Genomic DNA, 11,993 nt, shown 5'->3' with positions numbered 1-11,993 from the left:
GTCACCACCTCGGGTGACGAGATCTTCGCGGTCGCCCGCACCGAGCCGGGTTCACGCGACCCGCTGGTCTTCCGCCAACTGCCTTCCACCCAGGCCGTGACGTCCCTGGAGAGCGCCACGATCCTGCACGTCTTCCGGCTCACCTCCGAGTGGCGTCACCAAGTGCTGACCGCGCCCGAACGCGCGGCCCTGAGCCCGGCCGAGCCGGTCCCCGGGGCGAGCGCTTCCGGTTCCCCGGGCCCGTACGGCGTCGACACCGATGCCCTGGAACAGTCCCTCATCGACGCCCTCACCCCCGACGCGCGCCTGACCTCGGCGGCCCTGGCCGCGCGCACCGGCCACCCGGAGAGCACGGTGCGCCGCCGCCTCGCCCAACTGGCCGCCCAGCGCCGTCTGATCACCCAGGTCCTGGTCGATCCGCGCCGCCTCGGGCTGCCCATCGAGGCCAAGCTCCTGCTGCACGTGGCCCCCGACCATCTGGCCGCCGCCGGGCAGGCCCTGGCCGACCACCCCTCGGTGCACGGCGCGTTCGCGACGTCGGGCCCCTCGAACCTGCACGCGGCCGCGTACTTCCCGGACCTGACGACCCTCTACGGCTTCCTCTCCCGGGACCTGGTCGGCCTGGGCATCACCCACGTGGAGACGGCCATCGTCAGCCGCGCCGCCAAACGCACTCCCGCACCGGTCCAGCCGGTCCCGTCGAGGTGAGGCGCCCTCGTGGGCGGGCAGGTCAGCGGCGGTGACGTCCTCCAAGAAGACGCGGAGGTCCTGGTCCGGCCCGGCGACCCACCCTCGCCCGTCGCGGCCCCTCTCGCCGGAATACCGCTGGGCTGCCTGGGCCGACGGCCGAACACCGTGATCGCGTCCGCCCGGACGCCCGATGGCTCTTTCCCCGTCGCCGAGCAGGACAGGCCATGACCACAGAGGCGCTCGAACTCCGCCAGTCGACGATCACGTAATTCCTGACCGACAACGTCAGCTTCCTCGCCCAAGCGTTCGACCTGGACGGGCTCGCGCGCATTCACCGCCCGGCAGACATGGCCTCCACGTCGCTGCGCAGGGTCCGCTCCTCCGCGTCGGCCAGCCACAAGAAGACCGGCGGCAGGCTGAGCTCGATCACCGCCAACGCGATCTGGAACCACTGCGGCCAGCCGTGCACGGCGAGCGAGAGCAGCCGGCCCACGCCGCCCAGCAGGAACACGCCGGCCAGCCACCGCACCGCCCGAGCCGGGATCGGACATTGCCGCGCGGCCCAGAGCCAGGCCAGTCCGTAGCCGACGAAGCTCGCCCCCATGAACCGGCCCCAGCTGTCGACCGTCGTGCCGGCGGAACCGGCCCCGGGAATCGCCGCGTTGCCGAGTGCCACGTGGAACAGGCCGATCGCAACGCAGGACCAGCCCATCAGCTGAGTGAGTACGCGCAGAACCCTGGCCATGATCCCTCCAAGCCGTCTTGGCGAAGTCTGGTTGACATGTGTCTACTACGATGGGCGCGCCAGTAGACACATGTCAACTAGACTTCGTTCGTGCCTCCCCGCCAGCGGCTCACTCCCGCAGACCGCCGCGCCCAGCTCCTCGCCGTCGGCGCACGGCTCTTCGCCGCACACTCGTACGCCGACGTGCTGATGGAGGAGGTCGCCGAAGAGGCCGGTGTCTCCCGGGCCTTGCTCTACCGTCACTTCCCCAGCAAGCACGCCCTCTTCGCGGCCGTCTACCAGCAGGCGGCCGACCAGCTGCTCGCCGAGACGCGGCTCGATCCCTCCGACTCCCTGGTGGAACAGCTCATCCAGGGCATGGACGTCCATCTCGACTACTTCGTGGCGAATCGCAACGCCGTCCTCACGGCGAACCGGGTCCTTGCGGGCGATCCGGTGATCCAGACGATCATGACGAACGAGCTGGACGTGCTCCGCGCGCGGCTGCTGGGCGTACTCCCGCTCGCGGACGACAGTGTCTGCGAGGCCGTGTCCGGCGTCCTGAAAAGCTGGCTGGTCTTCGTCCAGGTCCTCTGCGTCGACTGGCTCACCCACGAGACATGCACCCGCACCCAGTTGCGCGACGTCTGCATCGGCGCGCTTCTCGGCGCCCTCCGACCGCTGCTCGCCGAGGACCCCGCCCCCGACTGGCCGCGGCAAGGGCCCGGCCCGGGTGCCTAGGCCCCCGCTCCTGTGGTCGCCCGGCTGCTCCTAGCCCGCGTCCGACGCCGTGTACGGCAGCCACTTGTCGGTGCCGTCGGCGTTGTACCAGTAGGCCTTGTCGCCCTGCATGGCGACGGTGCGGAACGGCTTCCCGTGGTTGTCGATCCGGGCCGTGCCCTGCTGGTCGCCGCTGCTCCAGCTCAGTTCGAGGTACCAGCCGACGTCGTGGCTGTCCGTGCTCGCGTCGATGTTGAGCACTTCCGGGTCGTCGACGGACACCGTGTACGGGAAGTTCGTCGCGCGCGTCGTGATGTTGCCCTCGTGACCGGGGACCGGCTTGGCGTTCGGGGACGGTGTGTCGAGGTCGACGGCGAACGAAGCGGGTGCCAGGTCGCCGCCGCACCCGCTGCCCATCATGTAGGCGTTGCCCTTCGGTGCCGTGCGGTTGCTGGTGGTCACGACGCGCAGTGCGTGGAGCACGACGGGCCGGCTGCTGCTGCCCTGCACGGTGACCTGGAGCCGCAGGTGCCCGGCCGGTACGGCACCCAGCGTGGCCGCCCAGCCGTCGGTGGCCTGACCGGCCGGTGGCGGTGGCACGGTGCCGGGCGAGCGCCGGAGGAGGAACCACTGGTCGCAGGGGGTGTCCCAGTTGTTCGTCAGGACGTTCACGTGGAACGGCGGTGTGCTGTCGGTGGTTGTGGTGCCGTCGCCCGAGGACTTGTCGGTGTCCGCCGACGTCGAGGCCGAGGCTCGGGCGTCCGCCGACGGGGACGGTGACCCGGTGGAGGCCCCGGCGGCCGTTTCGGCCGTGGCACGGCCGGACGCTGTCGCCGCGGGGTGCACGGCACCGGACCGTCCGGCGGCGCGCGTCCCGGACCCCTGCCCGCTGCCGGACGGCGAGCCGAACTGCGCGGCCGCGGCGACCACGGCGGCCGAGACGGTGACGGCACCCGCGACGACCGCGGCCACGACGACCGAGCGCCGCCTGCGGGTCCGCACGGCGGGGGCGGCCACCGGCGGGAGGCCGTTGACCGTGTCGGGCCCGGCCGGCGCACCGGCGACGGCCGCGGCATCGGGAACAGCACCGGGAACGCCATCGGGAAGGGCAACCGTCTCGGCAGCGCCCGTTTCCGCCACGTCCTCGACCACGGGTTCGGGTGCGAGTGCACCGGGTGCCTCCGGCCCCCGGCGGCGAACGGCGTCCGCCATGATCCATCGGCGGTGCACGTCCACCAACTCGTCCGGGGTGGCCCCGCACACCCGCGCGAACCGTTCCAGCAGCGCGTACTCGTTCGGCACCGTCGTGCCGTTGCAGTAGCGGTGCAGCGTCGACGTGCTGACGTGGAGCCGCTTGGCGAGCGTGCCGTAGCCACGGCCGGAACGCTCCTTCAACGCGAGCAACAGCTTCGCCAGCTCCTGGGACTCGTTCGCCATCGCCTCTCCCCACCATCCCGGAACGGCGTTCCAGGCCCTCACGTTTCCCCAGTTCAGACGGTCTGGAACCGTTCCAGGGTTCCCAACTCCCCCGTGGAACATAGCGACTGAGAGGGATCAGCCCGCACGGTTTTGGTCATCGGCCGGTTCACCCGATCCGGCCCCGACCGCACCGACCAACGGGAGAAGCACCACATGTCCGTCCAGCGCGTCCTGACCTCCGCGGCCACCCTGGCCCTCGGCTCCCTCGCCCTCGTCGCCTGTAACCCAGGCTCCGCCACGGGTTCCGCCTCCACCGGCACGTCCACCACCGCCTCGGCACCGGCGAGCGCCACCACCTCCTCCTCGCCCGCCGCCGGGGCCTCGCACGGCTCCGCCGGAAACGCGGCCGGGGGCAGCGGCTCGTCCAAGGCCTCCCCCACGGCCGCGAAGCGGACCGGCGGGCACGCCTCGCACACCGCGTCCGGATCGGGCACCGGCACCCGGGCCCGGCTGTGCCGCGCCGGCCAGCTGACCATCACCGCCGCCCCGGTCTCACAGCCGATCAACCACCTGTTGATCACCGCCAAGAACACCGGCGGCGCCCCCTGCGACCTCGGCATCATCGGCCTCGTCACCTTCGACGGCCGCATCCGGGCCACCACGCCCGACGGCATCGGCGGCGGCCCCAACATCCTGCGTCCCGGACAGTCGAACTACGAGGGCGTCGCACTCGACCAGCAGGACGCACCGGGTCAGGGCAGCGACACCTCGTACCTGACCGTGAAGCTGGACAGCGGCGACACCATCCGCATCCCCGTGAAGGCACACGTTCACGCCCCGCGGATCTCTGTCTGGCAGCCCGCCGCGGCCGACGCCCTCTCCGCCGCGTAGGCGTCCCGGGTGCCCCGGTACCACTCGCACCAGACCACCTTGCCGGGGCACCGCTTGCCCACACCCCACTCGTCCGCCAGCGCGGTCACGAGCAGCAGCCCGCGCCCGCCCTCGTCCGCATGCTCCGCAAGCCTCGGGACACCGGGGCCGCTGTCGTGGACCTCGGCCCGTACGAGGCGCCCGTCGTACCGCAGCCGCAGCAGGAATCCGCGCCCCGGCGGTGCCCCGTGCATCAGAGCATTCGTGGCCAACTCACTCACACAGAGCGACACGTCTCCCCTCCGCTCCCATGCGGCCAGCCCCCAGTAGGTCAGCGACCAGTCCGCGAACCGCCTGGCGGCGGGGACGGACCGGCGGGTGCGGCCGTAGAACTGGTCGCGCTGGTAGAGGAGTTCGGTTTGTGCATTCACGGGACGACTGTCGCGGAGAGTGACTAGCCTGGTTCAGGCCGTGATCCCGTACAAAGCATTTGTACGGGATCGTGCGGGGGTCGGGCACGGGCAGGCGTGGGAGTTCAGCAGCATGACCACTTCTCGGAAGAACCAGTCGGCCATGAAGATGCTCGGCCGCCAGCTCGCCACGGCACGCAGGGCGGCGGGTCTGAGCCAGTCGGGCCTGAGTGTCGCGCTGAACATCAACGAGGAGACGATCGCCTCGATCGAGCAGGGCCGACGTCCACTGAAGCGGGACATCGCCGAGATCCTCGACGAGTTCCTGGGGACGAAGGGGCTCCTGGCGGCCGGGGTGGCGAACCTGCCTGAGGTGGATCAGTTTCCTTTGTGGGCCGAGGAGTACATGGATCAGGAGCGGGTGGCGATCGCGCTGTCCTGGTACGACAACGCGGTCATCCCCGGTCTGCTCCAGAGCGAGCCGTACGCACGCGCGGTCCTGCAGAACCGCGTTCCTGCCTATGACGAGGAGCGGTTGGAGACAACGCTGAGGCTGCGCATCGACCGACAGGAGATCCTGCACCGCACCCACCCGCCGACGTTGAGCTTCGTGGTGTGGGAGCCTGCTCTGCTCCTGCAGATCGGCTCGGAGGAGGCGCGCCGAGAGCAGCTGCGGTTCCTGCGCGAGATGGCCCAACTCCCCTGCGTCTCACTCCAGATCCTGCCGTTGACGAGCCCCCTCCACGCGGGCCTCAACGGCCCGTTCACGTTGCTGGAAACCCCGGACCACCAACACGTCGCGTACACGGAGTCCCAACGCGGCAGCCAGTGGGTTTCCGACGCAGATGAGGTGTCCATCCTGGCGCGCAAGTATGCGATGCTGCGAACACAGGCTCTGACCACTCAGGATTCGATGGGCCTGCTCAACCGCCTGCTAGGAGAGCGATGAGCACCGAGGGACTTCAGTGGTTCAAGTCGACGTACAGCGGTGACGAGGGCGGCCAGTGCATCGAAGTCGCGGTCGCCTGGCGGAAGTCGACCTACAGCGGCAGCGAGGGCGGCCAGTGCGTCGAGGTCGCAACCTGCCCCCGCACCATCCACATCCGCGACTCGAAGAACGACCCCGCCCACAGCCCCACCCTGCACCTCGCCCCCTCCGCCTGGGCCGCCTTCACCTCTTCCCTCAAGTGAGCTGTCCCCTCGGCGTCCTCTGGGGTGACCACAGGACGTACGCGGCCGAGCCGACCGCGAAGGCGAGCCGGATGAAGCCCTGCACGGAGGCGGACGGGATCAGCAGCGCGCTGCCGTAGAGGGAGATCAGGGCTATCCAGCTGACCCACGGGACCAGGTGCCGTCGGCCTATGGAGTCCCAGATCAGGGTGCCGAGGAGCACCGAGGCGTTGTAGTACGTGTACACGCTCGGGTCCAGGACGATGCGGGCGTCGGCGGCGAGCAGGACGACCGCGGGCCAGCGGTTGCGCCGGACGGCCAGCGCGCCCAGGCCGAGGCCCAGGGCCATCTGGGCGGGCCGGTCCCACCAGGGGGTCGCGGGGTCGTTCACGCCGAACCAGTGCAGCGAGGAAGCCGGTTGGTTGGGGATGGTGAACCGGGCCGCGGCGAACGTCTCCAGGTGGGAGAGGTAGAAGGGCAGCCAGGCCGCGGCGACCAGGCCTAAGGCCCACGCGGTGGAGCGCAGGCGGGCGGGGCGGGGCAGGGCCAGGAGGAGGGGCAGGAAGCCCACGGCCCAGGGTTTGGAGTCGACGGCCAGGGCCAGGAAGACCCCCACCGCGGTCGCGTTGCCGCGGACCAGCGCGCGGACGGCGAGGGTGGTGAAGAAGAGGGCCAGGACGTCGTCGAGGTGGGCGAAGCGGACCGAGACCTCCACCCACATGGGGATGAAGGCCGCTCCGGCGATCAGGACGCGCTGCTGGAGACGTTGGTGGTTGAGGCCTGAGCCCCGGTAGTGGTCGGCGGCGGCCCGGCCGACCAGGACGAGCATGTACAGGCCGAGACCGGACATGAACGCGTCGGCGAGTTTCTCGCCCACGTCGGCCGGGAAGGGTGCGAACAGTCCGGCGACCAGGAAGCTGACCGGGCCGATCTGCAGCTCGGGGTGGTTGGCGTAGAGCGCGAGGCCGCCGCCGGGCACCTGATTGAAGAGCAGTTGCTCGCCGGTTCTCAGGTAGTGCCAGGAAACGGCGGCGTGGCGTTCGGCCACGACGAACCAGCCTGCCGTCCACAGGGTCAGCAGCACGATGTGCCACCGCACCGGATAGCGGCCGATCCGGCCGATCCGTGCCCCGTCCCTGGGCACGGCTTGCGCCGTCACCCGGTTGCGCACGTTCCGTCCTTCCCCTCGGCCCGCGATTGCGGTCACTCCTGTAGAGGGCCTGCGGACAGGGTGGGTTGCCTGGAGTCGGCGTCCGCGCTGTCAGTGGCTGCCCCTACAGTCACCGTCATGGCGACACTTCCCAACCCGCTGCCCAAGCTGGCCACCGACCCGAGCGGCCGGTCCCTCGGGCTTCAGCTCCCGCCCGGCAGGCTGATAGACGCGACCGACGACGGTCCCTGGCACGAACCCCTGCTGTGGCACGCGGAGAAGCAGGCCGCCCCCGGCACCTGGAAGGCTCTCGGCGCACCGGCCGCGCGAGCCGGGCTGCTTCCGGTGCTCGTGGACCTGGGCGGGACCCAGGGCGGGGTGGAGAGCTGGGAGTTGATGCCGGGAGAGATGTCCTACCCGGGTGATCACGACACCGAGGAACTCCTCGCGGAGTACTGGGACGACAACGCCGAGGACGAACTGGCCGAGGACGTCGAGCCGTTCGGGGCCGACTGGCCCGGTCTCGCGCCCGCGGGCGCCGCGACCGCCGACCCGGACACCCGCGCCGCCCAGATCGCCGACTCGCTGACGGACGGCACGCGCGCCTGGCTGAAGGACCCCCACCTGGCCCTGGTCCCGGCACGCCGGTCCGCCGACATCCCCGCGGCGATCGGCTGGACGGGCCCGCTGAACTACGAGAACGACGTGGCCCGGTTGTGCACGGTCCTGCGTTCTTGGGAGGAGCGCTTCGGCATACGGGTGGTGGCGCTCACCTTCGACACCCTGACCGTGTCCGTGGCGGCCCCGCCGGCCACCCGGGCCGAGGCCGAGGCGGTGGCGGCGGAACACTTCGCGTTCTGCCCGGACAACATCACGCAGAACGGCCCGGACACCCTCCGCGCCTACGCCGAGGACCTGATCGGCGAGCCGACCTGGTCCTTCTGGTGGGACTGACCGGGGCGGAACCGGCCTGCGCCCGCGCTCAGCCCCGCAGGCCCCGGCCCAGTCTGCGCAGCCCCTCCGCGATCTCCTCAGGCGTCTGCGTCACGAAGCACAGCCGGAGGGTGGCGGGGTCGGGGTCGGCGGCGTAGAAGGGCGCACCGGGGACGTAGGCCACGTCCTGCTCCACCACGCGCGGGAGCAGGGCCGTGGTGTCGTACGAGTCGGGGAGCCGGACCCACAGGAACATGCCGCCCTCGGGCCGGTTCCAGGCGGACCCCTCCGGGAGGGCCTCGGGCAGGCCGGCCAGCATGGCGTCCCGGCGTTCGCCGTAGACGGCCCGGACGCGGGCGACATGGGCGTCCAGGACGTCCATGTAGCGGGCCGCGGCGAGCTGGTTGAGGGTCGGGGTGTGCAGGTCCGCCGCCTGCTTGGCCACCGCGCACGCCCGCCGGAGGCCCGCGGGGGCACGGAGCCAGCCGAGGCGCAGGCCGGGGGCCATGACCTTGGAGAAGGATCCGAGCAGGACGACCCGGTCCTCGGCGCCGGGGCAGGAGGCGATCCAGGGCGCGCGGACGCCGTCGTAGCGGAGTTCGCCGTAGGGGTCGTCCTCGATGATCCACAGGCCCTCGCGGGCGGCCACGGCGGCGACTTTCTCCCGGCGCGGGGCCGGCATCGTACGGCCGGTGGGGTTCTGGAAGGTCGGGACCAGGTAGAGCAGCTTGGGACGTTCGCGCCGCACCGCCTCCTCCAGGGCCGCCGGGTCGACCCCGTCCTCGTCACCCGGCACGGGCACCACCCGGGCGCCCGCCAGCCCGAACACCTGGAGGGCCGCCAGATAGCAGGGGCTTTCGACCAGGACCGTGTCGCCGGGCTCGATCAGCGCGGCCGCCAGCAGGGACAGCGCCTGCTGGGAGCCGGTGGTGACGAGGAGGTCGTCGGGGCCGGTCGGCAGCCCCTGTCCGGTGATGCGGGCCGCGAGCCCGGCTCTGAGGGTCGGCTCGCCCTCGGTGGTGGAGTACTGCAGCGCCCGGGCCGGGGCGTCGGCCAGGACGTCCCGGAACGCGGCCGCTATGCCGTCCCGGTCGAACAGCTCGGGGGCGGGCAGACCGCCCGCGAAGTTGATCACCTCGGGGCGGGCGGTGACCGCCAGGATGTCCCGTACGGGCGAACCGCCCACGCTGCGTGCGCGGGCCGCGAGCGGCGGAACGGGGGCGGTCGGTGGAGCGGAATCGGTGGCGGTCATGGTTGCGGCTCCTTCGCGGGTACATCGGTACGTCGGTACGTTCCGGACGCAGCCTAAAAAGGTAGCTGCCGCTTACACCCGTAATTCCGCGATCCGGACCTCCTGAACGCCGGCCGCCGACGGCCCGCACCCTCCTGAACGCCGGGTGCCGACGGCCCACCGCGGTCAGGGCTTGGTGGTGCCCGCCTTGACCCAGCCCGAGCCGCCCAGCGGGAACTCGTAGGCGGGCCGCCCGTTGTTGCCGCTCGTGTGGAACGGCCGCCCGTGGTCGTCGATCCTCAGCACGCCGTGGCGGGAGCCGCTGGACCAGGTCAGCGCCAGCGTCCAGCTCACGTCGTACGCCGAGGCATCGGCCTTGACGTAGAACACCTCGGGGTCCGACTCGCTGACCTTGAACGGGAAGTCCCGGTGCCCCGCTTCAGGTTGGACAGCGGGACGCACGGCGTCCAGGGCGACGGTGAAGGAACGGGTCGGCACACCACCGCCGCAGCCGACGCCCGGGTAGCCCATGGCGTAGTCGTTCCATGCGAGCGGCGTGCGCCTGGCGACCGTCTGGACCGCCAGGCTCTGCAGGACCACGGTCTCCTTGCCGGTGCCCTGCACGGTGAGCGTGACCTGCTGCTTCCCCGAGGAGACGGCACCGTGCACGGCCACCCAGGCAGTCGCTGCGCCCTCGACCGGCGGCGGCGCCACCTTCGCCGGAGGCCGGTCGATCAAGTAGCGGGCGCTGCAGGGGCTTTCCCAGGCGTACGCGTCTGTCGACACGGTCAGCGGAGCCGCGTCGGGGTCGTTCCCGCCGGACGGGGCCTCGCCCTTGCCGTCCGCCGTCGGGGCGCCGTCGGCCGGCGCGGAGGGCGATGCGGAGGCGGAGGCCGAAGTGGAGGCGGACGGTGAGGTGCCGGGGTGCCGTACCGTCGGCCGGTGACCGTCCGCCGCCGTGTGACGGGACGTCGACGCCGCCGCTTCAGGAGTGCCGCCTGCGGCGTCCGAGCCGCCCGAAGTCAGGTTCACGGCCAGTGTGGCGGCACCGAGCACCGCCGCGACGGCGACCCCGGCGACGAGGACGGTACGGGCACGAGGACGCGGGCTCGCGGGGCGGCCTTCCGGCGGCACGTGTGCGGAACCGGGCGTCGGCCCGGAGCCGGACTCAGCCCCTGGCGCCGACGGCTCGGCCGAGAACTCGACTGCGGCCACGGGCACTTCCGCCTCGGGACCTGACGCCGACGGCTCCGCCTCGGACGCGAAATCGGATCCGGGATCGGACCCGTCCCCGGCCCCGGACTCCGAATTCGAATCGGAATCGGAATCGGAGTCGAGCGCCAACGCTTTCGGCCCCGCCTGCTCCCCCTTCCGCCCCCGCAGCGCGTCCGCCAGCACCCACCGCCGGTGCAGCTCGACCAGTTCCTCGGGCGAGGCCTTGCAGAGGCGGGCGAGGCGTTCCACGGGGGCGTAGTCCGCCGGTACGGCATCGCCGTTGCAGTAGCGGTGGAGGGTCGACGTACTCATGTGGAGCCGTCTGGCGAGGACGCCGTAGCTGAGCCCCGACCGGTCCTTCAACTCCCGCAACAGCCCGGCGAAAGCGGCGCCAGCAGTGCTGTCCGGCACTGTTCCTCCATACCCCATGTCCCACCCCCGCGTTCCATGGAAGGGACGTCTCCGCAGCTCAGGGCCCGTCTGAGCATTCCAGCGTCCCTGATCGCCCGCCGGGTGTGGCGGACGGGACGGATCCCTCCACAAGCTGTGGCCATCCAAGCACGCAACCCCTCGGAAGAGAGATCCGCCATGCGCACCCGCCCTACCCACCTGCTCGCCGTCGCCGGAGCCGCCCTCGCCGCCCTCGCCCTCACGGCGTGCAACGACGGCACCGGGACGAAGGACGACGGTGCGTCGCGGCCCTCCTCGACCGCGGCGAGCGCCACGGCAACAGGGAGCAAGGGCACGGGGACGTCCGCTTCCGGCACGGGCTCCTCATCGGGCTCGTCCGGCTCCGCCAAGGGTTCCTCGGCGTCCTCGGGCTCGGGCTCGTCGGGGTCTGGCTCCTCCTCGTCGGGCGGCTCCTCGTCGGGCGGCTCCTCGAACGCGTCGGACCCGAAGAACCGCGTCCTGTGCAACGGTTCCAACACCAAGGTCACCGCGCAGCCGGTGTCCCGTCCGCTCAACCACATGCTCATCACGGTCAAGAACACCGGCTCGAAGTACTGCGACCTGACGTACTACCCGGTGCTCCGCTTCGACGAGATGCAGTGGGCACCGCAGGCCGACGAGAAGACCCACCCGCAGGCCGTGACGACCCTTGCACCCGGCGAGTCCGGCTACGCGGCCGTCCTGCTCTCCTCCGCCGACGGCAGCGGCCAGGGCGGCGCAACGGGCCACAAGCTGACCGTCGGCTTCCAGGGCATGACCCCCAACAGCAGCGGCGGCGCCGTCGCGACCCCGTCGCTGCCGGCCAAGGGGGTCTACTACGACAGCTCGCTGAAGGTCACGTACTGGCAGCAGAACCGGAGCGACATCGCCGGCTGGTGAACGGCCGAGGCCGCCCCCGCAACAGCCCCGGCGGGCCCGGTTAAAACAGTGGAGCAACCCGGCCCAAACCGAAAAGCCGGGCCGACCATGGGGTAGGGGCGGAAATGGTTTGCGCCCCCCGGCAGTACGGGG

13 protein-coding genes are annotated in these 11,993 nt (G+C 71.6%); 7 read left to right on the top strand and 6 right to left on the bottom strand.

The window, feature by feature from the left end; genetic code table 11:
* Window positions 1–708: Lrp/AsnC family transcriptional regulator (locus AB0H32_RS42500; RefSeq protein WP_361133140.1), on the top strand; the 708-nt coding region annotated here is incomplete at its 5' end.
* Between the two features lie 313 nt (window positions 709–1,021).
* Here AB0H32_RS42500 and AB0H32_RS42495 read toward each other — a convergent pair.
* Window positions 1,022–1,435 (bottom strand): DUF4345 domain-containing protein, encoded by a 414-nt coding sequence (locus AB0H32_RS42495; RefSeq protein WP_361133137.1) that lies wholly within the window; start codon window positions 1,433–1,435, stop codon window positions 1,022–1,024.
* Window positions 1,436–1,525: 90 nt separating this feature from the next.
* Between AB0H32_RS42495 and AB0H32_RS42490 the strand changes: the two genes are divergently transcribed.
* A complete protein-coding gene (locus AB0H32_RS42490) occupies window positions 1,526–2,155 on the top strand; it encodes a TetR/AcrR family transcriptional regulator (RefSeq protein WP_361133134.1) in 630 nt (209 codons plus the stop codon).
* 30 nt (window positions 2,156–2,185) lie between these two features.
* Here AB0H32_RS42490 and AB0H32_RS42485 read toward each other — a convergent pair whose 3' ends face one another.
* Window positions 2,186–3,571: a helix-turn-helix transcriptional regulator gene (locus AB0H32_RS42485; protein WP_361133131.1), complete on the bottom strand. Its 1,386-nt coding sequence runs from the start codon at window positions 3,569–3,571 to the stop codon at window positions 2,186–2,188.
* Window positions 3,572–3,766: 195 nt separating this feature from the next.
* Between AB0H32_RS42485 and AB0H32_RS42480 the strand changes: the two genes are divergently transcribed.
* Window positions 3,767–4,444 (top strand): DUF4232 domain-containing protein, encoded by a 678-nt coding sequence (locus tag AB0H32_RS42480; RefSeq protein ID WP_361133128.1) that lies wholly within the window; start codon window positions 3,767–3,769, stop codon window positions 4,442–4,444.
* On the opposite strand, the gene AB0H32_RS42475 is transcribed toward AB0H32_RS42480, so the two are convergent.
* Window positions 4,384–4,854, bottom strand: coding sequence for an ATP-binding protein (locus tag AB0H32_RS42475; protein ID WP_361133125.1), 471 nt, complete (start codon window positions 4,852–4,854; stop codon window positions 4,384–4,386). The genes AB0H32_RS42480 and AB0H32_RS42475 overlap by 61 nt on opposite strands.
* Window positions 4,855–4,996: 142 nt before the next feature.
* Here AB0H32_RS42475 and AB0H32_RS42470 point away from each other — a divergent pair, with 142 nt between their 5' ends.
* Both AB0H32_RS42470 and AB0H32_RS42465 read left to right on the top strand, forming a co-directional pair.
* On the top strand, window positions 4,997–5,782 hold the full coding sequence (locus tag AB0H32_RS42470; RefSeq protein WP_361133122.1) for a helix-turn-helix transcriptional regulator: 786 nt from the start codon (window positions 4,997–4,999) through the stop codon (window positions 5,780–5,782).
* Window positions 5,779–6,024, top strand: a complete 246-nt coding sequence (locus AB0H32_RS42465; RefSeq protein WP_361133119.1) for a DUF397 domain-containing protein — start codon at window positions 5,779–5,781, stop codon at window positions 6,022–6,024. The genes AB0H32_RS42470 and AB0H32_RS42465 overlap by 4 nt, the downstream gene beginning before the upstream one ends.
* Here AB0H32_RS42465 and AB0H32_RS42460 read toward each other — a convergent pair.
* Window positions 6,017–7,147, bottom strand: a complete 1,131-nt coding sequence (locus AB0H32_RS42460; RefSeq protein WP_361133143.1) for a hypothetical protein — start codon at window positions 7,145–7,147, stop codon at window positions 6,017–6,019. The genes AB0H32_RS42465 and AB0H32_RS42460 overlap by 8 nt on opposite strands.
* 144 nt (window positions 7,148–7,291) lie before the next feature.
* Between AB0H32_RS42460 and AB0H32_RS42455 the strand changes: the two genes are divergently transcribed.
* Window positions 7,292–8,107, top strand: a complete 816-nt coding sequence (locus tag AB0H32_RS42455; RefSeq protein ID WP_361133116.1) for a DUF4253 domain-containing protein — start codon at window positions 7,292–7,294, stop codon at window positions 8,105–8,107.
* A 28-nt stretch (window positions 8,108–8,135) separates the two neighbouring features.
* Here AB0H32_RS42455 and AB0H32_RS42450 read toward each other — a convergent pair whose 3' ends face one another.
* On the bottom strand, window positions 8,136–9,338 hold the full coding sequence (locus AB0H32_RS42450) for a PLP-dependent aminotransferase family protein (RefSeq protein ID WP_361133113.1): 1,203 nt from the start codon (window positions 9,336–9,338) through the stop codon (window positions 8,136–8,138).
* Between the two features lie 165 nt (window positions 9,339–9,503).
* Entirely contained in the window at window positions 9,504–10,943 is a 1,440-nt protein-coding gene (locus AB0H32_RS42445; protein WP_361133110.1) for a helix-turn-helix domain-containing protein, read from the bottom strand.
* A 177-nt stretch (window positions 10,944–11,120) separates the two neighbouring features.
* Here AB0H32_RS42445 and AB0H32_RS42440 point away from each other — a divergent pair, with 177 nt between their 5' ends.
* Window positions 11,121–11,861, top strand: coding sequence for a DUF4232 domain-containing protein (locus AB0H32_RS42440; protein ID WP_361133108.1), 741 nt, complete (start codon window positions 11,121–11,123; stop codon window positions 11,859–11,861).
* Window positions 11,862–11,993 lie beyond the last annotated feature (132 nt).

It is taken from the genome of Streptomyces sp. NPDC020362 (genome assembly GCF_040642095.1).
In the GTDB taxonomy this organism is placed as follows: domain Bacteria; phylum Actinomycetota; class Actinomycetes; order Streptomycetales; family Streptomycetaceae; genus Streptomyces.
This window is presented reverse-complemented; position numbering and strand designations above follow the sequence as displayed.